Genomic DNA, 25,698 nt, shown 5'->3' on the forward strand with positions numbered 1-25,698 from the left:
CGGCGTCCGACCGCACCGTACAGTGACGGCGAGGTAGCCGACGCCACGGACCCCACCGCCCCGCGGGGCACCGCGCCGTGACCGCGAGCCTCACGCCTCCCCAGCCTCGCGGCCGCCTGAACGCGGCCGCTCCCTCGCGCGGCCGGGCGCGGCACGAGGCCGCGCCCCCACGCGCCGGTCGGACGAGTCGAGGGTGCGCGCTACGGAGCGGCCGCGTGAAAGCGGGCGACGCCGACCGGTCAGGACGGGAGCGGACAGAGGCTCGCGGTCAGCACCGCGCGCTCGTCGGTGTCGTTGCGCGCGCCGTGGACCTCGCCCCGCTCGTGGAGGACGACGCCGGGAGCCTCGACGGCCTCCTCGGTGTCGCCCTGAATCACCGTCACCGTTCCTTCGAGGACGTGGAAGACGTTGGTCGCGTCGGCGTGGTCGTGCGGAGAGAGTTCCGCGTCGGGGCCGAGCGCGAACGCCTTCACGAGTACGTCGTCTGTCACGGCCAGTTCTGCGTCGACGACCTGTCCCTCGTCGGGGTCGAGGTCCGGATAGCGGTCGAGTCCCATGCCACGGAGGACGGCGGGACAGGTCTTAAAACTCGGTCGAATCGACCGTCGGTCGTGGCCTCGGTCTCCGAGAAGCGGGGCGGGCGGGCGAGTCCGGTGGCGCAGTCGTGCCGGGTGTCGCCGAGTCGCGATTCGGCCGGTTACGGCCGAGTGCTGTCGCGGCCGGGTGGCGGAGCGCGGCCGCGCGGAGGGCGAATCGGAGAGTGCGGCGGTCGATGGGTGCGGATTCGTGTGCCTCTGAAACGAGCAGCGGCGAAGCGGTCGGCCGTCGCGCTGGCGGAAAACCGGGCCGGTGGGCGGGTCGGCCCGGCCGGGTGTGTTCGTCGCCGCTCGTCGTGCCGGGATGTGCGGTTGCGGTCGTCGTCGCACTGCCGGGAGCGGGACGGCAGTGCGCCGGTCGCAATGACCGCAATCGTCTCTATGCGGGCCTCCCACTTCAACCGCGATGACCGTCCAGATGGTTCAGACCCGTTCAGCGGCGCAGTGAACGGTCGTGAACTGTTCAACGGTGGCGTAGGGCACTCGAACGACTGTCGAGTGGCGTCGTAATTCGGCATTCGAGGAGTAGCGCGACCGCGGCGACGCGGGAACCGAGTCCGGCGACTACGTGCGATGGTCGCCGACGAAGCCGGTCGAGAACGCGATCCACGCCAGCACGCTCACGAACAGGATGGGCGGCAGGATAGCGAACCCCCAGAGCGGGTCGATGCCCCACGCCAGCAGGAGGATTACGTCCAACAGGCCCAACGCTAGAAACGGCAGGACGGCCAGTGCCGCCCGCTTGCGGTCTACTGACCCGGACGACGGGAAGCGGTTCTCCATGTCCGAACGAGAGGTCCCCACGGACAAAAAGCGTCCGCTCGGCGGCGGCACGGCGTCCGGTCGAGCGAACACGTCTGCGGGGACAGGGCTTTGAGGTATGCTGTCGTAGCACTCGCTATGGCGACTGCGACCCAACTCGAAGCCGAACCCGGCACCGAAGCGGGCGTCTGGTGGCTCGACCTCGGCGGCGTCAACGCCTACCTCGCCGACGACGACGGCGACCTCGTGTTGGTGGACGCCGGAACGCCGCGGGACGCCGCCGCCGTGCGCGACGGCATCCGCGAGGCGGGGTATCGGGTCTCGGACGTGGCCCGCGTCCTCGTCACCCACTACGACGTGGACCACGTCGGCGCGCTCTCGAAACTCGGTCTCGACGCGCCCGTCTACGTCGGTCGGGCCGACGCCGAGATACTGGCGGGCCAGCGCAAGCCGGACGCGCGCAATCACAAGGGTCTCCTGCAGCGCGTGACGAATCCCCTCGTCTCGGTCCCGGACCTCCCCATCCGGCCGGTCGAGGAGGGCGACGAAATCGGCGGGTTCACCGCCTACCACACGCCGGGTCACTCGCCGGGCCACGTGGTTTACGTCGCCGAGTCGCCGAGCGTGGCGTTTCTCGGCGATTTGGTCCGCGAAGAGGGCGGGCAATTAGAGGCGTCGCCGTGGGTCATCAGCTACGACACCGACGAAGTGGCCCGGAGCGTCCGGCGGTTGGCCGACGACGCGCCCGACTTCGAGGTGGCCGCGATGGGCCACGGCACGCCCATCATGCGCCGCGGGAGCGAGCGCCTGCGGGAGTTGGCCGAGCGGTTGTAGAGCGTCGGCCGAGCGGATGACGGTCGTCTGTAGGTCGGCCGTCGCCGACTGTCACTCGGACCCACACCGCCGCGAAACTTACGTGGTATCGACCAATCTGTCGAAGCGATGAGCGACAGAGACGCCGTTCGTCGGGCTTACGACGAGATGGCCGAGACCTACGCCGCCGAGCGGTCCGCGGAGGGTCGTGGGACCGAGATTCTGACCGAGTTCCTCGACGCGCTCCCGGAGCGCCCGCGACTCCTCGACGCCGGGTGCGGACAGGGAACGCCGGTCCTCGCTCGAATCGCGGAGTCGGGCGACCCGGTGGGGCTGGACTTCTCGCGCGAACAGTTGCGACTCGCTCGCGGGAACGTCCCCGACGCGCCGCTCGTCCGGGGCGACATGACCGCGCTCCCGTTCGAGAGCGACGCCTTCGACGCCGTGACCGCGTTCCACTCGCTGATTCACGTCCCCTCGGGCGACCACGAGGCGGTCCTCGCGGAGTTCGCGCGCGTCCTCCGGCCCGGCGGGCGCGTCCTCCTGACGGAGGGCGTCGAGGAGTGGTCCGGCCAGAACCCCGACTGGCTCGACAGCGGCGTCGAGATGCGGTGGGACATCGCGGGAGCCGAGGCCACGAAATCCCAACTGGCCGACGCTGGGTTCGCGGTCGAAGACGAGTGGCTGGTCGTGGACGAACTGGCCGACGACGAAGTGCGGAAGCCGTTCCTCGAAGCGCGATTAGAAGAGTGAGACTGCCTTCAGGCGGCCAATTCCTCGGCCACCGCCTCGGCCGAGAGGAGTTCCGGGTCCACGATGAGGTCGGCCTGCCCGCGGGCGAAGTCCGGCAGGTCGTCGGCGGTGTAGACGACGACGTGCAGGTCGTCGTTGAGGTCCTTGGCGACCGGGATGCCGGTCGCGCTCTCGGTCTCGGTTAGGACGAGCGCGTCGGCCTCGACGACCCCCGCGTCTTCGAGTGCGGGGCGGTTCGCAACGTCTTCGATGCGCGTCAGTTCGACGCCCTCGGCTTCGAGGGCGTCGCCCAGTCCGTCTCGGTCGGGTCCGACGAGGAGTACCTTCATCTTACTCGTACTCGATGGTCGCGGGCGGCTTGTGGGTCACGTCGTAGACCACCCGCGAGACGTTGTCGTTCTGTCCGGTGATGCGGCTCTGGATGCGCTGGAGCGTCTCCCAGTCGATTTCTTGGGCGCGGGCGGTCATCCCGTCGCGGCTCTCGACCGAGCGGACCGAGACCACGTAGCCGTGGACGCGGTTGTCGCCCTTGACGCCCGTGGCCTTCCCGAGGACCGCGGCGAACGCCTGCCACGGGTCGTACTCCTCCAGTTCCTCCTCGACCACGTGGGTCGCCTCGCGGGCGACTTCCAGCTTCTCGTCGGTGACTTCCCCGAGGATGCGGACCGCCAGTCCCGGACCGGGGAACGGCATGCGCTCGGCGATTATCTCTTCGAGGTCGAGCGCGCGGGCGACCTCCCGAACCTCGTCCTTGTAGAGGTCGCGCATCGGCTCCACGATGCCCTCGAAGTCCACCACGTCGGGCAGGCCGCCGACGTTGTGGTGGGACTTGATGGTGCCCTCGCTCTCGATGCGGTCGGGGTAGATGGTCCCCTGCACGAGGTATTGGGCGTCGGTCTCGTCGGCGACCGTCTCGAACTCCCGGATGAACTGCTCGCCGATGGCGTGGCGCTTCTCCTCGGGGTCGGTGACGCCCGCGAGTACGTCGAGGAAACGGTCTTTCGCATCCACGATGCGCAGACTGTCCATGTAGTCGAACGTCTCGCGAATCTCGTCGGTCTCGCCCTTCCGCATCAGGCCGGTATCGACGTAGACCGGCGTGAGTTGGTCGCCTAGCGCCTCGTAGGCCAGCGCGGCGGCCGTCGAGGAGTCCACGCCGCCAGACAGGGCGATGACCGCGTTTGCGTCGCCGACTGCTTCGCGAATCTCTGCTATCTTCTCGTCGATGAATTCGTCGGTGTTGACCATCAGGCTTCGACCTCCTCTGGGGGTTCGGTTTCGGTATCCGTATCGGCGTCGGTCGTCGCGTCGGTTCGGTCGAGGACGGCCTCCAGCAGGCCGACGAACGGCGGACTCGCGCGGGTCGGCCGCGACCGGAACTCGGGGTGGAACTGCGTGCCGAGGAAGTACGGGTGGTCGGCCAGTTCCAGAATCTCCATCCGGTTGCCCGAGCGACCCGAGAACGCGAGGCCCGTCTCCTCGAACTGGTCGAAGTACTCGGGGTTGACCTCGTAGCGGTGGCGGTGGCGCTCGGTGCAAGAAGTGCCGCCGTAGATATCGGCCGCGAGGGTTCCCTCCTCGATGTCGGTCTCGTGGGCACCCAGTCGCATCGTCCCGCCGAGGTCTTCGAGGTCGTACTGCTCGGGCAGGAGGTCGATGACTGGATGCGGAGTGTCCTCGTCGATTTCCGCGGAGTGGGCACCCTCCAGTCCGAGGACGTTCCGGGCGTACTCCACGACCGCGAGTTGGAAGCCGAGACAGAGACCGAGGTACGGCACGCCGTTCTCGCGGGCGTACCGGATGGCCTCGATTTTGCCTCGCGTTCCCCGCGAGCCGAATCCGCCGGGGACGACGATGCCGTCGGCCTCGTAGAGACGGTCTTCGTGGTCTTCGGCCATCTTCTCGGAATCGACCCACCGGACGTTCACGTCCACGTTCTTCTCCAGTCCGGCGTGCTTGAGCGCCTCGTTGACCGACATGTAGGCGTCTTCGAGGTCGTACTTCCCGACCAGCGCGATTTCGACTTCGCCGTGGGTGTCTTGGGTGACGAGGTTCCGCCACGTGTTGTCGCGTTCCTCCGGCGGCAGGGCGTCGTCGGCGAGTTCGAACCGGTCCATCACGTACTCGTCCAGCCCTTCCTCCTCGACCATCAGCGGGACGTGGTAGATGTCCTCCACGTCGGGGTTCGAGAAGACGGCGTCGGTCGGCACGTCGCAGAACAGCGCGATTTTCTCCTTGGTCGAGGCGTCGAGTTCGTCCTCGCAACGCCCCACCAGAATGTCGGGTTGGAGACCGATAGAGCGCAGTTCCTTCACCGAGTGTTGGGTCGGCTTGGTCTTCTGCTCGCCGTTCTTCGAGTAGGGGACCAAGGTGACGTGGGTCAGCAGGAAGTCCTCCTCGTCCTCCTCGTGGGCGAACTGACGGAGGGCTTCGAGAAACGGCATGCCCTCGATGTCGCCCACCGTGCCCCCGACCTCCACGATACACACGTCGTGGCCCTCGGCGGCCTCCCGAACCCGGCGCTTGATGTCGTCGGTGACGTGGGGAATAATCTGGACGGTCTTGCCCAGATAGTCGCCCGCGCGCTCCTTCTCAATGACGTGCTGGTAGGTCTTGCCCGTGGTGACGTTGTGGTCGAACGTCATGTCCACGTCGAGGAACCGCTCGTAGTTCCCCAAGTCCAAGTCCACCTCGCCGCCGTCCTTGAGGACGTACACCTCGCCGTGCTGGAAGGGGTTCATCGTCCCCGCGTCCACGTTGAGATAGGGGTCGATTTTGACCGCGGTCACGTCGAACCCGGCGTTGGCCAGCAGGCGGCCGGTGCTGGCGGCGGTGATGCCCTTGCCGAGTCCCGACATGACGCCCCCGGTGACGAAAATGAACTTGTTCCCGAGGGAGGGGTCGTAATCGGTTTCCGGTTCTGTCGGCATACTGGGTGTCGGCGGGCGCTGTTCAAAACGATTTCGGAGCGCGCAAGCAGCGCCAGAGGGTGACACGATTAGCGGCGGTCTCGCCGGTGGTGTTCGTCTCACCAGCGTCGCTCGTCCCGCCAGCGTCGCCTCTCGACTGGGGGTGGTCGTCAACGCGACGCTCGAACCGACCGCTATCCCAACCTTCTTTGTCGGATAGTGGGAGGAGCGACCGATGAAATCGACTCGCAGGCGACTCCTCGGCGCACTGGCGACGGCGGCGACCGCCAGCGTCGCCGGGTGTTCGAGCGACTCGCCGCCGACCGCGGACAGTTCCGAGGGAACGACGACCGCGCAACCGGAGGGCAAACCGGTCCGCGACGCCTCTGAGACGACCACCGCCGACGCCGATAGCGTCTACACCCGCGTCTACCGGGAGACCTCCGACTCGGTGGCGCTGATTCGTACGCCCCGCGGCTCGCAGGGGTCGGGCTTCCTCTACGACGAGCGCCACTTCGTCACCAACTACCACGTCGTCGGCGAGGCCGACCGAGTGAGCGTCCAGTTCGACGACACCCGCTCGCGGGTCGGCCGCGTCGTCGGCCGGGATCCCCGAAGCGACCTCGCGGTCGTCGAGGTGGACGCCCCCGAGGAGGTCGCACCGCTGGACCTCCTCGACTCCGAACCGGTCATCGGCACCCGCGTCGCGGTCGTCGGAAGCCCGTACGGACTCCGCGGGTCGCTGACCTCGGGCATCGTCAGCGGCGTTGACCGACAGGTGCCGAGTCCCGCGGGCGACTACAAGATTCCCAACGCCATCCAGACCGACGCGCCCGTCAACCCCGGCAACTCCGGCGGCCCGCTCGTCAACCTCTCGGGCGAGGTGCTGGGCGTCGTCAACTCGGGCGGCGGCGACAACATCGCGTTCGCCATCTCCGCGCCGCTCGTCCGGCGCGTCGTCCCCGCGCTCGTCGCCGACGGCGAGTACGACCACCCCTACCTCGGTGCCCAGACCACGACCGTCACGGAACTGGTCGCGCGGGCGAACGACTTCCCGACCGCCGAGGGCGTCCTCGTCGTGAACGTCCCCTCCGACGTTCCGGCCGCGGGCCAACTCCGACCGTGTACGCGCGTCGAGCGCGTCGAAGGGTTCCGCGTCCCGGTCGGCGGCGACGCCCTCCTCGCCATCGACGGGACGGCGATTCGCTCGGACAAAGACCTCCACGCCTACCTCGCGCTCGAAGCGAGTCCCGACGACACCCTCTCGGTCCGGGTGCGCCGCGACGGGGGCGTGACCACGGTGCCGGTCGAAATCGGCGAGCGTCCCGCGCTGGTCGCGTGAAACGCGCTCAGAGTTCCCGAATCAGGAACTCGCTCACCGACTCGGCGACCTTCTCGTGCTGGCCGACGAAGAAGTGGTCGGCGCTCATCTCGACGGTCTCGTGACCTAGCTCCTCGGCGCGCTCGACCAGCGGCCGCCAGTCGGCGGTGTCGTCGCGGGTCCCGTAGACAACCTGCACCGGCCCGGTCACGTCGGCCAGCGTCTCCGCGGCGTCCAAGTCGTCGGCCAGCCGCGAGGCGGGCGCGAGGAGGGCCACGGCGTCGGGTTGGGGGTCGGTCGTCGCGGCCGCGAGCGTCGCTATCGCGCCGCCGAAACTGAACCCGAAGACGCCCACCCGGTCGTACCGCTCGCGCGCCCACCGGAGGGCGTTGCGGGCGTCCTCGCGCTCGCCGTACCCCTCGTCCCAGTCGCCGTAGTCGAAGCGCAGGCAGGCGACTCCTGCGCTGGTGAGGGCGTCGCTGACCGCGACGAGGCGCTTGTCGCCGCGGTGGCCGCGGTGCTGTGGGTGCGGCGGGCACGCGACGACGACCGCTTCGGGGTCGGCGGACTCGGCGTCGTCCGGGTCGGCGTCGGGTGCGTCGAGAGTGGCGCGAACGTCCCGCGCGCCGGGAATCGGTAGCTCCTCGGAGTTCATGTCCGACTCCTTGTCGGAGGATTCCCATAAGGGTTGCAACTCTCGCGGAGAGAGACCACCGCGTTCGCTCCGAGCGAAAACGTCGCTCGTCCGTCAGACGACTGTTGGAGAGGTGAGGATTTTAAGGGTCAGGTCACGAAAGAGGGTTACATGGGAGTGCTTTCACGCATGTCGTACGTCGTCCGGTCGAAGATAAACGCCGTCCTCAACCGGGCCGAGGACCCCTCCGAGACGCTCGATTACTCCTACGAGCAGATGCGCGACGAGTTACAAGAGGTCAAGCAGGGTATCGCCGACCTGACGACCCAGAAGAAGCGCCTCGAAATGCAGAAGCGGCGCTTAGAGGAGAACGTCGAGAAGCACAACGAGCAGGCTCGTCAGGCCGTCGAACAGGACCGCGAGGACCTCGCTCGGCGCGCGCTGGAGAAGAAAAAGCAGAAGATGAACCAGATCGAGGACTTGGAAGGCCAGATCGCCAGCCTCCAGAACACCCAAGACAACCTCGTCGAGAAGAAAGACGAACTCCAGAACCGCATCGAGGAGTTCCGCACGAAGAAAGAGAGCATGAAGGCCCGCTACGAGGCCGCCGAGGCACAGACGCGCGTCTCGGAGGCCATGACGGGCGCTGGCGACGAGATGGAGGACGTGGGTCGAGCCATCGAGCGCGCCGAGGAGCGCACCGAGGACATGGAGGCCCGTTCCGAGGCGATGGACGAGTTGCAGGAGTCGGGCGTCTTCGAGGACGCGCTGTCGGACAAGGACAGCCTCGACCGCGAACTCGAAGAGGTCCGGACCTCCGGCGAAGTGGACGCGGAGCTAGAGACGCTCAAGACCGAGATGGGCAAGGGGTCGAGCGATTCGGGCGGCGACAGCGAGGCCGAACCCGCGGACCTCGACGCGGAACTCGAAACCGAAGTCGAGACCGAGAGTGGTGACGAGGACATCGAAGCCGAACTGGAAGAGCTGAAAGACGACGACGAGAGCAACTAAGCAGTCGCGGTCGTTTCTCTCGGCGAGTCGGTCGTCGCCGCGGCGAGTCGCTCGGCGGTCCCCGCTCTCTCCGCCGCGGTGATACGGACCGTCGCACCGTCGCGTTCTATCACGTAGTGCATCCCCGGAGCCTCGTCGCTGGCCGGGACGAACAGGGTGTCCGACTCGCTACTCGCTCGGGCACCGTTCGCGTCCAGCATCTCGCGCCACGCCGCGACGAACTCGCGGGCCTCCGTTTCGGACTCCCACGCCGTCACCCAGTGGGTCGCCGGGCCGGTCGCGCCCGCCGCGGCGTAGTAGTACATCCGGTCGTCGGCCCACCCCTCGGCGGCGTCGGCCGCGCGAGCGAACGAGAGACCGTTCATCCGGAGCGCGTGGCGGACCACCAACTCGCCCACCGTGTCGGTGTGGTACCGGGTCAGATTCCGGTCGTCCGGGATTTCGGGGTCCGCGGGCAACCGGACACCGGGGACCTCCTCGCCGGGGTGCAGGAGTTCGGCGGTCGAGTTCGGCGGTGCCTCGATGGCGGCCGACCGGTCGGCGGGCGAACTTCCGGCTAACTCGTAGAACTCGTAGCCGTAGTAGTAGGGCGTCCCGGCGACGCTGTGGGGCCACGCCGCCCGCGCCAGCGTCCGGTTGTACTCGGCCACCGAGTAGTCGCTGTCGTCGTAGCGGTCGAAGTACTGTTCGGTCACCCACATCGCGTCGCCCTCCACGATTGCGGTGGTGACGAGCCGCGAGTCGGTCGTCCACCGGTCGAACTCCGACTGGAACTGCCGACGCGAGGGGGTTATCAGGTCGTGTTGAAACTGGAGCGCGTGAACGAACTCGTGGGCCAGCACCGCCTCTTGGGAGACGCCGTGTTCCGCGAGAGCCTCGTCGTCGAGCAGGTAGATGTGAACCGCGGCCTGTCGCTGGACCGTGTAGCCCAGCGGTTGGCGACGCTCGGTCGAAGCGTTCGAGTACAGTTGCAGGGTCTGTGCGCCGACCGGTCGGATGGCCCCGAACGAGTCGCGCACGTCGTAGGGCGGTCCCTCCTCGGCGTCGTACTCGTGGAGCGTGATGCCCTGCGTGGCCTGTAGGCCGCGTAGCTCCTCGACCCGGCGCAACACGGTGGCCGGGTCGTAGTCGGGGTCGAACTCCTCGGTCTCGATTTCGACCGTCTCGTTGTCCTCGGTCGGCTGGCTCTGCGCTCCGTTACCGTCCGCTACCGGGTCGTCCACGTTCGCACCGTCCGGCTCCGCCACGTCGGTCGCGCCCGCAGTCCGGTCGCCTGCGGTCGGGGCCGCGCCCGCGAGGACGAGCGCGGCCACCAGCGCGAGGGCGAGCCGGGTCGAATGTGGCATGTCAGCACACACGGGGCGGAAGGGCAAAAGGCCCGCGGGTATTTTCCGTGGAGGGCGCGTAGGCGAACGCACATGTCGGAAGGCGGAACGGCAGGGAGCGACGGCGGGTCAGGAAGCGACGACGGGTCGGGAAGCGACGACGAGCCGAGGAGTCGGTCGGACGGCGGCGGGTCCGACGGCGATTCCCAGCCAAGCGACACGATGCGGGCGCGGGCCGACGAGAGCAGTTGGAAGCTCTGGGTGCTGATGGAGGCGAATCGGTGGGTCGTCGCGGGCGTGTTGCTCGTCGGCGTGTTCGCCGCGCTGGTCGTCATCGGCGTGTTGGACCCCTCGCCGCTCCAGCAGTCGGTCGCCGCCTCGGACCCCAACGAGACGCTGTTTCAGGCGTTCGTCACCGCCATCATCACGGGCGTCACGCTGGTCGTGACGCTGAACCAGTTGGTCCTCTCCCAAGAACTCGGCCCGGTCGGCGACCAGCGCGGCCGGATGGAGGGCGCGATGGAGTTCCGCGAGGACGTGGAGAGCGTCCTCGACAGCCCCGTCAGCCCGCCCGAACCCGCCGCCTTCCTACAGGCGCTCATCGACGAGACCTGTTCGCGGGCCAACGACCTCGCCGACGCGGTGGACGACAACCGCGACGAGGAGTTGCGCGACGACATCCGGAGCTACGTGGACGCGCTCGAAGAGAACGCCAACGAGGTGAGCGACGAACTGGACGACGCCCAGTTCGGGAGCTACGACCTGCTGTCGGCGGTGTTGGACTTCAACTACTCGTGGAAGATATTCGTCGCGCGACGCCTCCACAACGAACACGACGACGCGCTGACCGACGAGACGCGCGAGGCCTTCGACGACTTGGAGGAGGTCCTGAAGTTCTTCGGCCCGGCGCGCGAACACTTCAAGACGCTCTACTTCCAGTGGGAACTGGTCAACCTCTCGCGGGCGATGCTCTACTCGGCGGTCCCGGCGCTGGTCGTGGTCGCCTCGATGATCGTCTACTACGACGCGAAGGCGGTGCCGGGCGCGACGCTGGGCATCAGCAACGACGTTCTCCTGACGAGTTTCGCCACGTCGATAGCCATCGTGCCGTTCATGCTCCTGCTGTCGTACATCCTGCGCATCGCCACGGTGGCCAAGCGGACGCTCTCCATCGGCCCGTTCGTCCTCCGGGACGTGGAGCGGAGCGACGAACTGGACTTCGAGTAGCGCGACGCTAACGGGTTGTCCGAGTGCCCTCCTCGACTTTCCCTCCGGCGCGCGCTGGCGCGTCGCTATGGGCGACGCGCCAACCGCGCGAGGGACGAGTATCGCAGGCCGTAGGCCGAGAAACGCAAGAGGCTGGGGAGGAGTGAGGCCGATACGGTGCTGTGCTGTCGCGGTGCGGTATGATAGGCTCAAACTTGAAGCCGACTCACCTGACGTGTTTCAGGTCCGCGAGCCGCGAGGTCGAAGCTAGTGTCACCGATTCGTCCGACTCCGGAGACCCGGCGTCGAGACCGGCGACATCGACGCCCCGAACTCCACGAGCCAGCACTTTTCCCCGGAGAAGCCCAACGTGAGAGCGAACCCCGTGCCGACGCTCTGCATCCCCGAGGAGGTCCGCGACGAACTCGTCTCCCACGCACGCGAGGGCGCGCCCGAGGAGGTCTGCGGTCTCCTCGGCGGAGCGCGCGACGGAGACGACCACCGCGTCGAGACCCGCCACCCGGCCGAGAACGTCGCCGAGACCCCCGAGACGCGGTACGAAATCGACCCGCGCGAGCAACTCGACCTGCTGGAACGAGTCGAGGACGCCGGACGCGAGGTGGTCGGATTCTACCACTCCCACCCGCAGGGTCCGGCCGACCCGAGCGCGACCGACGCCGAACTGGCGACGTGGCCCGGTCGGTCGTACGTCATCGTCTCGCTCGGCGACACCGACGCCCCCGAAGTAACGTCGTGGCGGTGGACCGGCGAGGAGTTCGTCGCCGAGGACGTGCGGGTCGTCGCCGACCGGTAGCTCGCTCCGTTCGCGGCCGCGTCGAGGAACAGTTTTACCCCGCGAAGCCCACCTGTGGGGTATGAAGGCCGTCCAGTTCAGCGACCACGGGGACCGAAGCGTCATCGACTACGGCGAGTTCCCGGACCCGACGCCGGACCGCGACGAGGTACTGGTGGACGTGAAGGCGGGCGCGCTCAATCACCTCGACGTGTGGACGCGCAAGGGCTTGCCGGGGTTGGACTTGGAGATGCCCCACGTGCCGGGGAGCGACGGCGCGGGCGTCGTCCTCGAAGTCGGCGAGGACGTGACCCGGTTCGAGCCGGGCGACCGCGTGGCGCTCTCGGCGGGCGTCTCGTGTGGCAAGTGCGAGTTCTGCCGCGACGGCGAGTACACGATGTGCGTGAAGTTCCACGTCATCGGCGAACACGTCCCCGGCGTCCACGGCGAGCGCGCCGCGATTCCCGAGGCGAACCTCGTGGAAGTGCCCTCGGGCGTCGATTGGGAGACCGCCGCGGCCGCGCCGCTGGTTTTCCAGACCGCGTGGCGGATGCTCCTCAATCGCGGCGACCTCTCGCCCGGCGAGGACGTGCTGGTCCTCGGAGCCTCGGGCGGCGTCGGCCACGCCGCGGTCCAAATCGCCGACTACGCCGGGGCGAACGTCTACGCGACGGCCTCCTCGGACGAGAAGTTGGAGTACGCCGAGGAGGTCGGGGCCGACCACGTAATCAACTACGAGGCCGAGGACTTCGCGGCCCAAATCCGTGACCTGACCGGCAAGCGCGGCGTCGATATGGTCGTGGACCACGTGGGCGCGGCGACGTGGCGCGACTCGCTGGCGAGTCTGGCCAAGGGCGGCCGGATAGTGACCTGCGGCGCGACCACGGGCGGCACGCCCGACACCGACATCAACCGCATCTTCTGGAACCAGTTGAAAGTCATCGGCTCCACGATGGCCAACCCCGGCGAGGTGGACGACGTGCTGGAACTGGTCTGGGACGGCACCTTCGAGCCGCGAATCCGGGAGGTTCTGCCGATGAGCGAGACGGCCCGCGCCCACGAGATGCTCGAAGAGCGCGAGGGCTTCGGAAAGGTCGTGGTCGTCCCCGACAGCGAGTACGACCGATGACCGAAGACACCTACACTCACCGACCGGGGAGCGTCGACGACGAGCGCGGCGGACGCGCGAGCGGCGGGAGCGACGACGACGGAGGAATCGGCGGCGACCGCGACGACCCCTACGACGGCGACCCCGACCACCCCGCCGCGCCCGTCGAGCGCGGCCAAGAGGAGTGGGACTGGCGCGGGTGGGTGCTGGTCGGCGTCATGGCGCTCTGCTTCGTCGTGATTCCGGCGACGATTTGGATTCTGCCGCCGGTTCGACCGTTCCGGTTCGCCTACCTCGTGTTGCCGATGATTCCGGCGTTGCTCCTCGGTGCGACCGCGGTCTGGTCGGCCCAGCGGTCGGGGTGAGAACGGTCGTCGGCCCGTAGACAATCTTGCAGAATCGTCTAAGAACGCCATACATTTCTTTGCGGGCGCGATTTCGGGTGTTCGCGGGCGAACGGTCGCACTGCTGGCTCGACGGCGGCGCGACCGCGACGGGCGGGGCGCGAAATCGACAGCGAACCGGACAGAATCGCAGTGGCGGCGTTGATTTAAGTCGTCGTCTGCCAAATAGTCGCACATGGTCGATTTCCAGTCACGCGACACGCGGCGACACGACGACGACGAGGAGGACGAGAGCCAGTCCAGCCAGTCGAACGACGAGGAGACGCCGACCGACGAGGCGGGTCACGACGACTCGTCCCACGACCACGACCACGGCCACGACGACCACGACCACCACTCCCACGACGTGGAGTCGCTCGGCGCGGCGGTCGTGACCGTCTCGTCGTCCCGCAGTCTCTCGGACGACCCCTCGGGCGACGCCATCGTCGCGGGCCTCGAAGACGCGGGCCACAAGGTCGTGAGCCGCGACCTCATCGGCGACGACTACGACGGCGTGCAGGGGTCGGTCAACGCGCTGGTCGGCCGCGACGACGTGGACGTGGTGGTGACGACCGGCGGAACCGGCGTGACGCCCGACGACGTGACCATCGAAGCGGTCGGCCAGCTGTTCGACAAGGAACTGCCCGGCTTCGGCGAGTTGTTCCGACTCCTCTCCCACGAGGAGATCGGGACCAAGGTCGTCGGCACGCGCGCGACGGCGGGCGTCGTGGACGGCGTGGTCGTCTTCTGCCTGCCGGGGAGTGAGAACGCCGCGAGACTGGGCGTCGAGCGGATTATCGTGGAGGAAGCGGGGCACCTCGCCGGGTTGGCGGGGCGCGAAGAATAGGACCTACTCGACGGACGACTACTCGAAGTCCCGCCGCATCGCAATCTCGAACCACGGGCACAGGCGCAGTTGACGGTACCACTCGGGATGCTCGTGCAGGCGCTCGTAGGGCACCCACATCAGGCCCGCGACTTCCTCCTCGTCGGGGTCGAGCGACAGGTCGTCCAGCGTCACCTTCAGCACGGCACAGACCTCGTGTTCGACGCCCGCGTTCTCGAAGTAGCGTTTGTACTCGAAGCGGTCGGTCACGCGCAGGTCGTCGTACTGGTCGGGCGAGACGCCCAGTTCTTCCTCCAGTCGCTGGCGGGTGGCCTCCTCTTGGCTCTGGCCCTCGACGGGGTGAGAGGCGACGGTGCCGTCCCACCACGTCCCCCAGAGGCGCTTGCCGGGCGCGCGCTGGGCCAGCAAGATGTTGCCGTCGCCGTCGAACACGAGCGTCGTGAACGCCCGGTGGCGGATGCCGTCGCCGGTGTGGGCGTCGAGGCGGTTGACCGTCTCCTCGGGGTTGTCGTCGGCATCGACTGCGACGACGTGCTGGCGTGCGTTTGCGTGGCGGTCCTCCGGCGTCGGCGTGCTGGCGTCAGCCGCCGTGTCGTCGGCGCTCATTGGACTCTGCTTCTCGGGGATAGGTAAAACCCTCTTCGATAAGTCGCGGGTTCAGACGAGTCCGCCCAATCGCTCGAACGCGCCGCGTCGGTCGCCACCCCACGTCTTCCGGACGACGTTCCCCGGTGCCTTGACCAGCGGCGGGCCGTCGTCGCCCTCGCGCTCGTACCGGACGACGACCGAAATCGCGTTGCCGACCGCCTCGGCTTCGATTTCCCCGATTCCTAGACACCCGGTCTCGGGGTCCTCCGCGTAAGTAAGCTCCTCGCCGGTGACCGAGAGGGACTCGTCTAGCTCCACGAGTTGCAGTCTGTCGCGAATCTCGTCGGCGTCCGCGGCCATACCGTCACACACGGTATCGTCCCACAAGGTACTTGCCCGCGCTTTCGCGACCCGAAACGGCCGCGAGGAGCTACCTGACCCGCGCGACGGGGCGCTCGGCGGCGCGGCGACCTCCTCGCCGTCCGGAATACGAATTTCGAAATCGAATTCCGAGACTCGTAATTCATCGTCGGATTTATTACGATGAGCGAACTTCGGTCTATCAACAGATGACCGACGACACCGCAGGCGACGGACGCACCATCCTGCTCATCGGTAGCGGACCGATTCAGATCGGACAGGCCGCAGAGTTCGACTACTCCGGCGCGCAGGCCTGCCGCGCGCTTCAGGAGGAGGGCGCGCGAGTCGTGCTGGTCAACTCGAACCCCGCGACCATCATGACCGACCCCGAGATGGCCGACGAGGTGTACATCGAACCCATCACGACGGAGGCCATCGCCGAGATAATCCGGAAGGAGAACCCCGACGGCGTCATTGCGGGCCTCGGCGGCCAGACCGGGCTGAACGTCACCGCCGAACTCTCCGAGGAGGGCGTCCTCGAAGAGTACGACGTGGACATCATGGGCACGCCGCTGGACACCATCTACGCCACCGAGGACCGGGACCTCTTCCGCCAGCGGATGCGCGAGTTGGGCCAACCGGTCGCGCGCTCGACCACCATCACGCTGGACGACGACGAGGAGGTCTCGGCCATCACCGAGGACGACCTCGAAGAGCGCGTCGAGGCCGCCGTCGAGGAGGTCGGCGGTCTCCCCGTCATCGCTCGCACCACCTACACCCTCGGCGGGTCGGGGTCCGGCGTGGTCGAGGAGATGGACGAACTTCTCGTCCGCGTCCGGAAGGGCCTGCGCCTCTCGCGCAACGGCGAGGTCCTGATTACCGAGTCCATCTCCGGGTGGGTCGAACTGGAGTACGAGGTGATGCGCGACGCGGGCGACTCGTGTATCATCATCTGCAACATGGAGAACATCGACCCGATGGGCATCCACACGGGCGAATCGACGGTCGTGACGCCCTCGCAGGTCATCCCCGACGACGGGCACCAAGAGATGCGCGACGCCGCCTTGGAGGTCATCCGCGACCTCGGGATTCAGGGCGGGTGTAATATCCAGTTCGCGTGGCGCGACGACGGCACCCCCGGCGGCGAGTACCGCGTCGTGGAGGTCAACCCCCGCGTCTCCCGGTCGTCCGCGCTCGCCTCGAAGGCGACGGGCTACCCCATCGCCCGCGTCACCGCGAAGGTCGCGCTCGGCAAGCGCCTCCACGAAATCGAGAACGAGATTACCGGCCAGACCACCGCGGCGTTCGAGCCGGCAATCGACTACGTGGTCACGAAGGTCCCGCGCTGGCCCAAGGACAAGTTCGGCGACGTGGACTTCGAGCTGGGCACCGCGATGAAGTCCACCGGCGAGGCGATGGCCATCGGCCGCACCTTCGAGGAGTCCCTGCTCAAAGCCCTTCGCTCCTCGGAGTACGACCCCGACGTTGACTGGGCGGACGTGGACGACGACGCTCTCGAAACCGACTACCTCCGGTCGCCGACGCCCGACCGCCCCTACGCGATGTTCGAGGCGTTCGAGCGCGGCTACACCGTCGAGGAGGTCGTTGACCTCACGGACATCAAAGAGTGGTACGTCGAGCGGTTCCAGAACGTCGCCGAGGCCGCGGTCGCCGCCCAAGACGGCGACTTCGAGACCGCCGCCGAGCGCGGCTTTACCGACCACGAGATAACCGCCATCGCTGGCGGCGAGTTCGAGGACACCCACTCGTCGTGGATTCCCGACGAGAGCGCGGGTGGCGCGGCGGCGGACGCCAGCGAGGCGTCGGCCGGGTCGGCCGACGCCTCCGAGAAATCGACCGACGGGTCGGGCGTCGCCGTCGAAGACGTGGAGGCGACCGCCCCCGACCGCGACTTCAAGCAGGTGGACACCTGCGCGGGCGAGTTCGCCGCCTCGACGCCGTACTACTACTCCTCGCGCAGACCCGGCGCGGGACTCGGCCGCGACGAGGTGCAGGTCGATAGGGACGTAGAGAGCGTCGTCGTGGTCGGCGGCGGTCCCATCCGCATCGGGCAGGGCGTCGAGTTCGACTACTGCTCGGTCCACGCGGTCCGCGCCCTGCGCGAGCAGGGCATCGAGGCCCACGTCGTGAACAACAACCCCGAGACGGTCTCGACGGACTACGACACCTCCGACGGCCTGTTCTTCGAACCGATTACCGCCGAGGAGGTCGCCGACGTAATCGAGACGACCAACGCCGACGGCGTGATGGTCCAGTTCGGCGGCCAGACCTCCGTGGACATCGGCGAACCGCTCGAAGCCGAACTCGCGCGCCGGGACCTCGACTGCGAGATTCTCGGCACTGCGGTCGAGGCGATGGACCTCGCGGAGGACCGCGACCGGTTCAACCGTCTGCTGGACGAGATGGGCATCAGCCAGCCGGAGGGCGGCTCCGCCACCAGCGAGGAGGAAGCCCTCGACCTCGCCCACGACATCGGCTACCCGGTCCTCGTGCGGCCCTCCTACGTCCTCGGCGGGCGTGCGATGGACGTGGTGTACGACGACGAGGAGTTGAAAGAGTACATCGAGGAGGCCGTCCGCGTCTCGCCGGACAAGCCCATCCTCGTGGACGAGTTCTTGGCTGATGCCGTGGAACTTGACGTGGACGCCGTATCCGACGGCGAGGACGTGCTGATCGGGGGAATCATGGAACACGTCGAATCGGCCGGGGTCCACTCGGGCGACTCGGCGTGCATGATTCCGACCCGCGCGCTGGACGACGACACGCTCGCTCGCGTCCGCGAGGTCGTCGAGAACATCGCGGTCGCGCTCGACACGGTGGGCCTGCTGAACGTCCAGTTGGCGGTACAGGGCGGCGAGGTGTACGTCCTCGAAGCGAACCCGCGCTCGTCGCGCACCGTCCCGTTCGTCTCGAAGGCGACCGGCGTCCCCATCGCCAAACTCGCCGCGAAGGTGATGGCTGGCGAGACACTGGCCGACCTCGACGTGCAGGAGCAGGTGCCCGAGCAGGTCAGCGTCAAGGAGGTCGTCCTGCCCTTCGACCGCCTGCCGGGGAGCGACCCGCGCCTCGGCCCGGAGATGAAATCGACCGGCGAGGTCATGGGCACCGCCGACACCTTCGGGAAGGCCTACGACAAGGCCCAAGACTCGACGGGCAAGCCGATTCCCGACGCGGGCACCGCCTTGGTGGACCTCACAGACGAGTTCGGCGAGTACTTCAGCACCGACGAGTTCGGCGAGTACTTCGAGGTCGTCACACCCGAGGAGTTCGAGGCCGAGGAGGGAGCCGACGGGACGGAAACCCACGAGACCGAGGCGTGGGCCGACCACGCGAAACAGGCGGTCGTAGCGGGCGACATCGACTGCATCGTCTCGCGCAACCGCGACCTGCTGGAGACCGCGGTCGAGGAGGAGATCACGTACTTCTCGACGGAGGCGAGCGCCGCGGCCGCGCTGGAAGCCCTCGACGCGAGGAACGAACCCCTCGACGTGGAACCGGTCGGCGACCGCCCCAAGCAGGTCCGCGACTGGGGTAAGTAGGAGCGACGGCGAGGAGCGACGACGAACGCGACCTCAGAGCGCGGCGAGGACGACCCCGCCGCCCGCCACGAGCGCCGCCAGCGCGTACCACGGTTCGCGCCGGAGCGTCCGCTGTGCGGCCGGAATCTTCCCGGTGTACTTCAGGCCGAGCGCAATCGCCACGAAGGTGGCGGTGACGCCGACCGCGACTTCGGTCCGGCCGATATCGTGGGCGTACCCCGCGAGGAGGCCGACGACTGCGCCGAGAATCGTGGCGTGAAGCTCCGTGTAAGTGAAGGCGTTGTCGCTCCCGAGGACCGGTTTTCCCATGCACGAACGTAGGCGGTCCGGGCGTTAAATTTGTTTTCGCGGGTGTAGAATTATGGTCACGTCCCGACGCCCGGTAGCTCCGCCTGATACTGGAGGAGTTGGTCGGCGCGCTCGGCCTTCGCGAGCAGGACCTCCTTGAGCTTCGGCGGGTTCCGGATGTCGGTGTCGTCCAGAAGCTCCTCGGGAAGCGCCAGCGTCCCCTCGGGGACGCCCTCGTCGCCAGAGACCGCGACGTGGCGGTTGTCGATCTTCATCACCAGCGGACTGTCGAGCCGTTCGATGCCCTCGCCCGACGTGTAGAGCTGTTCGTTTATCTGTTCGTGCTGGTCGCGCCGAATCGCCGCGCGGTCGCCCCCGAACGGTTCGACGTAGAGCCGCCCGAGGTAGTAGCCGCTGGAGAACTCTGCGAACATGTGACAAGCTATCGTATATCCTACTCGCACATGAATCTTGCGCCAAGATTTATATAGTAGCGCAAAGCTACTTTTTAATACCCTTCGACTTTACTTCGTCGGCCGCGTCGAGATGTCACTTTCGGGCGTCCGGCACCCGGCGGCCTTTCGCTCTCGACCGTCCTAAAAGACCTATGGCGCTGGCGCTCCGCCGTGTCGGTATGACGAGTCCGGAGCGCGTCGCGCGGCAGTTCCTCGAAGACGGGCCGAACCTCGCGTGGCTCATCGCGGTCAACGTGTTGGCGACGCTGGTCGGCGTCCAGTTCTACGTCGAGACCCTGCCCGAGGTGCCGGTGTACCTCTGGCCGTTCTACGCCGACTCGCCCGCCGCGCTCTTTCTCGTGACGCTCTCGTTGACCACGCTCCTGCCGAACCTCGGGCGTCGCGCCGCCGACGCTCCTCGGAATCGCGCGCTGGCGTACCTCCACACGCTGGCGTTCGCGTGGCTGGTCAAGTACGGCCTCTGGACGTTCGTCTCGCTGAATCTGGGCTTCTCGGCGTACTTCGGCCCGCCGTGGAACCCGGACGCCTTCTGGGCCTACTGGTTCATCGTCGTGACCCACCTCGGGTTCGTGGTCGAGGCCGCGCTCCTGCCGTACTACGGCGCGACGACCCGCGGCGCGCTGGCAACCGCCCTCCTCGCCCTGCTAGCGAACGACGTTATCGACTACGTGCTGGGTCTGCACCCGCCGCTCCGGTACGAACCCGACCTGCTGTTGCCGGTCGCGACCGTCGCGCTCTCTGCGCTGGCGGTTGGAGGTGCCGCTCGGGCCTTCGACCGACTGCCGGATTCTTCCCGGCGCTCTTAAATCGGTTCTCCTCCGATTTTAAACTCTAAGCATTCTTCTGTGCCCTCGAAATCGAATCGTGAACAGAACGAACGAATGTCGGCCTTTTTAAGCTGGGGCTGTAAAGGTCGAACCAATGAGCCCCTACCGAGCCGTCTTGTTGGCGCTGTTCGTCGTCGGAGGTGCGCTGGTCGCCGCCGTTCCCACCGGTGCGACGGCTCCCGCCTCCGAAGGGACGACTCACGCCGCCGACGCGCCGACGCCCGAAGTCGCCGAGCCGACCCGAGTCGGTGGTGGCCTCACGGACGCTCAGCCGACTTCCGTCGCGGCCGACGCGACTGCCGCGAACGACACGAGTACCGCGAACGACACGACCGCCAACTCGTCGTTGGGCACGGACATCTCGTCGTTCATGCAGTCGAGCGCCGCCGAGGTCGGCGGTGCCGTCGAGACCGGCATGTGGAGCGCGGCGTTCAACGCCACGGACAACGAGTCGGTTCGCGCCGAACTGGTCGAGACCAAGACCTCGGACCTCCGGGAGGAGTTGGCCGATCTCCGAGAACGCCGCGCCGAACTCGTCGCCGAGCGCGAGGCGGGTAACCTCAGCCGGACCGCGTACAAAGCGAAGGTCAGCCGCCTCGTCGGCGAGATAAACGCCCTCCGGTCGGCCATCGACTCGACGACGAACCGCGCCGAGAGCGTGAACGCGAACGTCGAGACGCTCGGGAGCCTCCGGAGCGAGACCGACAACCTGACCAGCCCGGAAATCGCAGCGGTCGCCCGGAACGTGACCGGCGTCGGCGTCGGGAACGGCCAGCGCGGCCCGCCGAGCGGCGTCGGCGAAGGCAACGGAAACGGTGTCGGAGAGGGGAACGGAAACGGTGTCGGTGCTGGAAACGGCAATGGTGCTGGAGAGGGGAACGGCGTCGGCGAAGGCAACGGGAACGGCGTCGGTGCGGGCAACGGAAACGACGCCGCGAGTGCCGCCGAGGAGGCCGCCAACGGGACGACGCCGGGCGAGGCTGGAGAGGGTAACGCCGCTGGCAACGGCGCGGCGAACGGAAACGGGAACCCCGGAGAGAGCGGTGCGAACGGCGACGACGCCGGAAAGAGCAAGGGCCTCTCGGACGCCGGGAACGAAACCGGCGTCGGGAACGGTAACAGCCCTAACGGGACGGACGGTACCCGCGGCCAGCCGAGCGGCGCGGACGACTCACCGACGACTACCCCCGAGTTCGTGAACCGCGTCTCCACGGCGCTCGTCGCCGGGACCGGTTCTCTCGCAGACGGCGGCTTCACCGCCTTCTAATCAGTTCTCCGAGGAGACCGACGCCGCCGCAGTGACGCGATTTCGGAATCTCCTCGGGACGCTAGCTCCGGACCGAAAGACACGCTTTTGAGCGCGCGACGCGTAACCCCGACACCGAATGGACTCCGCCGAGTTGCTCGACATCCTCGGGAACGAGAACCGCAGGCGCATCCTCCGATTACTCTCGCGTAAACCCTGCTACGTCACCGAAATCAGCGAGTATCTCGGCGTCAGTCCGAAGGCGGTCATCGACCACCTCCGGAAGCTCGAAGACGCCGGACTCATCGAGAGTCGGACCGACGACCAGCGCCGCAAGTACTTCAGCATCTCGCGCAACCTCCGCCTCGAAGTGAGCGTCTCGCCCTACGAGTTCGGGGTCAAGAGCGCCTACCCCGCGAGCGTGAACCTCGACGCCAGCAGGTGGCGCTACGTCTCGCTCAACGTCCAACTCGACGCCACGGAGGACGACGACACGGCGGATACCGACGAGACGGACGCCGACGAACTGGAGGCCGACGCACCCGACGCCTTCGAGACCGACGAAATCGAGGAGTCCCCCGAGCGCGACGGCGGCGACACCGACGGCGACGAGACCAGCGACGACGAGACGGTCGCGCGCGCTACCGACCTCGCCTCGGAACTCGACGAACTCCGGCAACTCCAGCGCGAACTCTCGCTGGCCCAGCGGTGGGTCCACGGCCGACTCGCCGACGTGCAGGACCGCCTCGGCGACGCCCTCGACGGCGAGACCGAGAGCAGACTCCTCGCGGAGGTACTCGTGGCCGTGGCGGGCGGCGCGACGAGCGTCGGGGACGTGAGCAGAGCCGTCGAGGCCCCCGAACGCGTCGTAGAGGGGTCGCTGAACGAACTCGCGGAGAGCGGGTTTCTGGAGCGCGACGAGGACGGCGAGTGGCGACTGGCCGAATAGGGCGGTGAGTGGCAATCGACAGAACAGGACGGTGAGTGGCGACTGGCCGAACGAGTCGGCGAGTGGCAGTCAGCGGAGGAGAAGCGGGCGAACCGGTCTCGTTCTCAGATGTCCGCGGTCAGACCGTTTCTTAAATCGCCGCCGAAGTACGCGCCGAGCGCGCCAGCCAGCAGGCCGGTGCCAGCGCCGAACACCGCCAGCGGGAGGCCCGCGTCGCCGAACGCCGTCAGCGCCAAGTTCCCGAGGAGTGCGGTCAGTCCCGCCGCGACCGCGCCCGCGGCGGCCGATTCGAGGAGCGTTGAGCGTTCGACGGCGAGTCCGAGGAGAAAGGCACCGGCGAAGACGCCGACGAGTCCCGCGAGGTTGTCCACGAACGGGAGCGGAACGAAGGCGTTCCCGGCGAACATCCCGCCGCCCAACAGGGCGAGCGCGACGAGGAAGAGTTTGGGCGAGAAGATGCTTCCCGCACGGTGTTTGGCGCGCTGGACGAACGACGAGTCGGTCTCCTGTTCGGCGTCGTCTTGGAGGGTCTCGGTGAGGTCGTCCGCGAACGAGTCGCGGGTGCGCTGGTCGGAGCGCTGGGGCATACGGGAGTGTGAGACGGCCGAGGTAATGGGTCTTTCCGTGACTACGGACCTACGGACATCGAACGCGGGCCCCACGCGCCGAAAAGATGGTTTCAAGTCCGCCCCGCCGGTACTCGGAGGTATGAATCCCGGCGACCGCGTCCGCGTCCAGCGGGCCGACCAGACCTACGAGGGCGTACTGCTTCCCTCCTCGACGAGTCAGAACCTCGTCGTCAAGTTAGAGGGCGGTTACAACGTCGGCATCGACCGCGCAGACGCCGACGTGGACGTACTCGAAAACGACGTGTACGACATCGAATCCGGAGACACCGACGACGAGTCGGCCGTCGAGTTCGACCCCGACCTGCCGACTATCTCGCTCATCTCGACCGGCGGGACCATCGCCTCGACGGTGGACTACCGGACCGGCGCGGTCACGGCGCAGTTCGACGCCGAGGACGTGCTTCGGGCCGTCCCGGACCTCGCGGGCCGGGCGAACTACCGGGGCCGCGTCGTCGCCAACATCCTGTCGGAGAACATGACCCCCGAGGTGTGGGTGGACCTCGCCGAGGCGGTCCGCGAGGAGATAGCAGAAGGCGCGGACGGCGTGGTCGTGATGCACGGCACCGACACGATGCAGTTCACCGCGTCGGCGCTCTCCTTCATGCTCGACACGCCGGTCCCGGTCGTGTTCACCGGGAGTCAGCGGTCGGCCGACCGGCCCTCGTCGGACAACGTGATGAACGCGGTCTGTGCCGTCGAGGCCGCCAAGGCCGACGCCGCGGAGGTCATGGTCTGCATGCACGCCTCGGAGTCGGACGACGCCTGCGCGCTCCACCGCGGCACCCGCGTCCGGAAGAACCACACCTCGCGGCGCGACGCCTTCGAGACGGTCGGCGCGAAACCCCTCGGGGAGGTCGCGTACGGCGGCGGCGAGACCGAAGTGAGCTTCCGGCGGGAGTACGCCGAGCGCGGCGAGGAGGACCTGTCGCTGTCGCCGGACCTCGAATCCGACGTGGAACTGCTGAAGTTCACCCCCGGCATGGACGAGTCAGCCCTCGACGTGGCGGACGGCAAGGCCGGTCTCGTCCTCGAAGGCACCGGACTGGGCCACGTCCACTCCGACTGGGCCGACCGCATCGGCGAGTTGGTCGATTCGGGCACCACGGTCGTCATGACCAGCCAGTGTCTCGACGGCCGGGTCTGCGACCGGGTGTACGACACCGGTCGGGACCTGCTGGACGCGGGCGTCGTGGAGGGCGAGGACATGCTCCCCGGCACCGCGAAGGTCAAGCTGATGTGGGCGCTGGCCAACAGCGACGACCCCGAGACCGCGGTCCGGACCCCCATCGCGGGCGAGATAACCGAGCGGTCGGTCCCGTGGGAGTGAGATGACGGGCGCGAGTAGCGAGCAGTCCGAGCGGAGCGAGCGAGCGGGCGTCGAAGTCCGCGAGGCGCGCCACGACGACTACGAGGAGGTCGCGGCGTTCACGCAAAACACGTGGCCCGAGCGCGACGGCGGCGACTACATCCCCGACATCTATCACGACTGGATAGATGGCGAGGAGAGACACACCGCGGTCGCGGTCGTGGACGGCGAGGTCGCCGGACTCGCCCAGACGGTCCTCCTCTCGGACTGGGAGGCGTGGAATCAGGGCCTACGCGTCAATCCGGAGTTCCGCGGCCGAGGAGTCAGCGTCGCCGTCACCGAGCAACTGTTCGAGTGGGCGCGCCAGCAGGGCGCGACCGTGGCCCGGAACATGGTGTTCAGTTGGAACGTCGCCGGACTGGGCCAGTCGCGGGCGACGGGCTACGACCCCGTGACCGAGTTCCGGTGGGTCCATCCGGATCCGGACCGCGCGGGCGATGCCGGAGACCACGACGCCGAAATCACGGCGGACCCCCGAGCCGCGTGGCGCTACTGGACCGACAGCGAGGCCCGCGACGAACTGCGAGGACTCGCCTTGGACCCCGACGAGTCGTGGGCGCTCTCGGAGTTGACGCGCGGCGACCTCCGGGCGGCGGCCGACGACGGCGGCCTGTTCGTCGTCCAGAACGAGGGGACTCGCGGGTTCGCCCACCGAATCCGGCAGTACGAGCGTCCGGCGGCGGACGCGGACGACGCCGATAGCACCGCCGAGGAGACCCCCGAGACCGAGCGGTGGGTCGAGTACGGCGTCGGCGCGTGGGCCAACGCCGAGAGCGCGGCCGCGCTGTTCGACGCGATAGCCCGCGACGCCGCCGAACTGGATGCCGACCGGACGCGCGTGCTGGTTCCGGAGTCGCCCCGGTTCGTCAGCGACGCCGCGCTCTGCCGGGTCGAAGTCGCCGACGAACCCGACTTCGTTCTCGGCGCGGACTTGACCAGCTAGCGATT

27 protein-coding genes are annotated in these 25,698 nt (G+C 67.9%); 15 read left to right on the forward strand and 12 right to left on the reverse strand.

The window, feature by feature from the left end; genetic code table 11:
- Positions 1 to 239: 239 nt before the first annotated feature.
- A complete protein-coding gene (locus EPL00_RS13820; RefSeq protein WP_135853828.1) occupies positions 240 to 557 on the reverse strand; it encodes a cupin domain-containing protein in 318 nt (105 codons plus the stop codon).
- 603 nt (positions 558 to 1,160) lie between these two features.
- Positions 1,161 to 1,379: a hypothetical protein gene (locus EPL00_RS13825; protein ID WP_135853827.1), complete on the reverse strand. Its 219-nt coding sequence runs from the start codon at positions 1,377 to 1,379 to the stop codon at positions 1,161 to 1,163.
- A gap of 117 nt (positions 1,380 to 1,496) precedes the next feature.
- Here EPL00_RS13825 and EPL00_RS13830 point away from each other — a divergent pair, with 117 nt between their 5' ends.
- Together EPL00_RS13830 and EPL00_RS13835 are read left to right on the forward strand one after the other, a co-directional pair.
- Positions 1,497 to 2,192: an MBL fold metallo-hydrolase gene (locus EPL00_RS13830; RefSeq protein ID WP_135853826.1), complete on the forward strand. Its 696-nt coding sequence runs from the start codon at positions 1,497 to 1,499 to the stop codon at positions 2,190 to 2,192.
- Positions 2,193 to 2,300: 108 nt separating this feature from the next.
- A complete protein-coding gene (locus EPL00_RS13835) occupies positions 2,301 to 2,924 on the forward strand; it encodes a class I SAM-dependent methyltransferase (RefSeq protein WP_135853825.1) in 624 nt (207 codons plus the stop codon).
- Positions 2,925 to 2,932: 8 nt separating this feature from the next.
- On the opposite strand, the gene EPL00_RS13840 is transcribed toward EPL00_RS13835, so the two are convergent.
- Genes EPL00_RS13840 through EPL00_RS13850 form a run of 3 tightly spaced genes read right to left on the reverse strand, consistent with a single transcriptional unit; the run spans position 2,933 to position 5,854 of the window.
- On the reverse strand, positions 2,933 to 3,253 hold the full coding sequence (locus EPL00_RS13840) for a DUF7126 family protein (protein WP_135853824.1): 321 nt from the start codon (positions 3,251 to 3,253) through the stop codon (positions 2,933 to 2,935).
- Between the two features lies 1 nt (position 3,254).
- Positions 3,255 to 4,172: a glutamine-hydrolyzing GMP synthase gene (gene guaA, locus EPL00_RS13845; protein WP_135853823.1), complete on the reverse strand. Its 918-nt coding sequence runs from the start codon at positions 4,170 to 4,172 to the stop codon at positions 3,255 to 3,257.
- Complete coding sequence (locus tag EPL00_RS13850) at positions 4,172 to 5,854, reverse strand: glutamine hydrolyzing CTP synthase (protein WP_135853822.1); 1,683 nt, start codon at positions 5,852 to 5,854, stop codon at positions 4,172 to 4,174. Before EPL00_RS13850 ends, guaA begins: the two co-directional genes overlap by 1 nt.
- Before the next feature lie 214 nt (positions 5,855 to 6,068).
- Here EPL00_RS13850 and EPL00_RS13855 point away from each other — a divergent pair, with 214 nt between their 5' ends.
- A complete protein-coding gene (locus EPL00_RS13855) occupies positions 6,069 to 7,175 on the forward strand; it encodes a S1C family serine protease (RefSeq protein ID WP_135853821.1) in 1,107 nt (368 codons plus the stop codon).
- A 7-nt stretch (positions 7,176 to 7,182) separates the two neighbouring features.
- On the opposite strand, the gene EPL00_RS13860 is transcribed toward EPL00_RS13855, so the two are convergent.
- Positions 7,183 to 7,809: an alpha/beta hydrolase gene (locus EPL00_RS13860; RefSeq protein ID WP_135853820.1), complete on the reverse strand. Its 627-nt coding sequence runs from the start codon at positions 7,807 to 7,809 to the stop codon at positions 7,183 to 7,185.
- A gap of 150 nt (positions 7,810 to 7,959) precedes the next feature.
- On the opposite strand from EPL00_RS13860, the gene EPL00_RS13865 reads away from it, so the two are divergent.
- The gene (locus tag EPL00_RS13865) at positions 7,960 to 8,799 is read left to right on the forward strand and encodes a PspA/IM30 family protein (RefSeq protein ID WP_135853819.1); all 840 of its coding nucleotides are present in this window, start codon (positions 7,960 to 7,962) and stop codon (positions 8,797 to 8,799) included.
- Here EPL00_RS13865 and EPL00_RS13870 read toward each other — a convergent pair.
- Positions 8,796 to 10,145 carry a hypothetical protein gene (locus EPL00_RS13870; RefSeq protein WP_135853818.1) on the reverse strand — a complete coding sequence of 450 codons (1,350 nt, stop codon included), beginning with the start codon at positions 10,143 to 10,145 and terminating at the stop codon, positions 8,796 to 8,798. The two genes, EPL00_RS13865 and EPL00_RS13870, sit on opposite strands and share 4 nt — an antisense overlap.
- Before the next feature lie 201 nt (positions 10,146 to 10,346).
- Here EPL00_RS13870 and EPL00_RS13875 point away from each other — a divergent pair, with 201 nt between their 5' ends.
- The 5 genes from EPL00_RS13875 to EPL00_RS13895 all read left to right on the forward strand — a co-directional run bounded on the left by EPL00_RS13875 (position 10,347) and on the right by EPL00_RS13895 (position 14,461).
- Entirely contained in the window at positions 10,347 to 11,351 is a 1,005-nt protein-coding gene (locus tag EPL00_RS13875; protein WP_135853866.1) for a hypothetical protein, read from the forward strand.
- A 349-nt stretch (positions 11,352 to 11,700) separates the two neighbouring features.
- Positions 11,701 to 12,144: a desampylase gene (locus EPL00_RS13880; RefSeq protein WP_135853817.1), complete on the forward strand. Its 444-nt coding sequence runs from the start codon at positions 11,701 to 11,703 to the stop codon at positions 12,142 to 12,144.
- Positions 12,145 to 12,205: 61 nt separating this feature from the next.
- On the forward strand, positions 12,206 to 13,252 hold the full coding sequence (locus EPL00_RS13885) for a zinc-binding dehydrogenase (RefSeq protein WP_135853816.1): 1,047 nt from the start codon (positions 12,206 to 12,208) through the stop codon (positions 13,250 to 13,252).
- Entirely contained in the window at positions 13,249 to 13,596 is a 348-nt protein-coding gene (locus EPL00_RS13890; RefSeq protein ID WP_135853815.1) for a hypothetical protein, read from the forward strand. Before EPL00_RS13885 ends, EPL00_RS13890 begins: the two co-directional genes overlap by 4 nt.
- A gap of 214 nt (positions 13,597 to 13,810) precedes the next feature.
- Positions 13,811 to 14,461, forward strand: a complete 651-nt coding sequence (locus EPL00_RS13895) for a MogA/MoaB family molybdenum cofactor biosynthesis protein (RefSeq protein WP_135853814.1) — start codon at positions 13,811 to 13,813, stop codon at positions 14,459 to 14,461.
- 18 nt (positions 14,462 to 14,479) lie between these two features.
- On the opposite strand, the gene EPL00_RS13900 is transcribed toward EPL00_RS13895, so the two are convergent.
- Together EPL00_RS13900 and EPL00_RS13905 are read right to left on the reverse strand one after the other, a co-directional pair.
- Complete coding sequence (locus EPL00_RS13900) at positions 14,480 to 15,067, reverse strand: NUDIX hydrolase (RefSeq protein WP_135853813.1); 588 nt, start codon at positions 15,065 to 15,067, stop codon at positions 14,480 to 14,482.
- 51 nt (positions 15,068 to 15,118) lie between these two features.
- Entirely contained in the window at positions 15,119 to 15,409 is a 291-nt protein-coding gene (locus tag EPL00_RS13905; protein WP_135853812.1) for a hypothetical protein, read from the reverse strand.
- 209 nt (positions 15,410 to 15,618) lie between these two features.
- Between EPL00_RS13905 and carB the strand changes: the two genes are divergently transcribed.
- Positions 15,619 to 18,969 (forward strand): carbamoyl-phosphate synthase large subunit, encoded by a 3,351-nt coding sequence (gene carB, locus EPL00_RS13910; protein ID WP_135853811.1) that lies wholly within the window; start codon positions 15,619 to 15,621, stop codon positions 18,967 to 18,969.
- Positions 18,970 to 19,002: 33 nt separating this feature from the next.
- On the opposite strand, the gene EPL00_RS13915 is transcribed toward carB, so the two are convergent.
- Together EPL00_RS13915 and EPL00_RS13920 are read right to left on the reverse strand one after the other, a co-directional pair.
- Entirely contained in the window at positions 19,003 to 19,278 is a 276-nt protein-coding gene (locus EPL00_RS13915; protein ID WP_135853810.1) for a hypothetical protein, read from the reverse strand.
- Positions 19,279 to 19,334: 56 nt separating this feature from the next.
- Entirely contained in the window at positions 19,335 to 19,691 is a 357-nt protein-coding gene (locus tag EPL00_RS13920) for a DUF5802 family protein (RefSeq protein WP_135853809.1), read from the reverse strand.
- Between the two features lie 200 nt (positions 19,692 to 19,891).
- On the opposite strand from EPL00_RS13920, the gene EPL00_RS13925 reads away from it, so the two are divergent.
- From EPL00_RS13925 to EPL00_RS13935, 3 genes are all read left to right on the forward strand, one after another.
- A complete protein-coding gene (locus EPL00_RS13925; protein ID WP_135853808.1) occupies positions 19,892 to 20,539 on the forward strand; it encodes a DUF1405 domain-containing protein in 648 nt (215 codons plus the stop codon).
- Positions 20,540 to 20,654: 115 nt separating this feature from the next.
- Positions 20,655 to 21,827 (forward strand): DUF7096 domain-containing protein, encoded by a 1,173-nt coding sequence (locus tag EPL00_RS13930; protein WP_135853807.1) that lies wholly within the window; start codon positions 20,655 to 20,657, stop codon positions 21,825 to 21,827.
- A 118-nt stretch (positions 21,828 to 21,945) separates the two neighbouring features.
- On the forward strand, positions 21,946 to 22,755 hold the full coding sequence (locus EPL00_RS13935) for an ArsR/SmtB family transcription factor (RefSeq protein WP_135853806.1): 810 nt from the start codon (positions 21,946 to 21,948) through the stop codon (positions 22,753 to 22,755).
- Between the two features lie 104 nt (positions 22,756 to 22,859).
- On the opposite strand, the gene EPL00_RS13940 is transcribed toward EPL00_RS13935, so the two are convergent.
- Positions 22,860 to 23,342 (reverse strand): hypothetical protein, encoded by a 483-nt coding sequence (locus EPL00_RS13940; RefSeq protein ID WP_135853805.1) that lies wholly within the window; start codon positions 23,340 to 23,342, stop codon positions 22,860 to 22,862.
- Positions 23,343 to 23,463: 121 nt separating this feature from the next.
- Between EPL00_RS13940 and gatD the strand changes: the two genes are divergently transcribed.
- Both gatD and EPL00_RS13950 read left to right on the forward strand, forming a co-directional pair.
- A complete protein-coding gene (gene gatD / locus EPL00_RS13945) occupies positions 23,464 to 24,711 on the forward strand; it encodes a Glu-tRNA(Gln) amidotransferase subunit GatD (protein WP_135853804.1) in 1,248 nt (415 codons plus the stop codon).
- Between the two features lies 1 nt (position 24,712).
- On the forward strand, positions 24,713 to 25,693 hold the full coding sequence (locus tag EPL00_RS13950; protein WP_135853803.1) for a GNAT family N-acetyltransferase: 981 nt from the start codon (positions 24,713 to 24,715) through the stop codon (positions 25,691 to 25,693).
- Positions 25,694 to 25,698: the final 5 nt, after the last annotated feature.

It is taken from the genome of Halorussus salinus (assembly GCF_004765815.2).
Classification (GTDB): Archaea; Halobacteriota; Halobacteria; order Halobacteriales; family Haladaptataceae; genus Halorussus; species Halorussus salinus.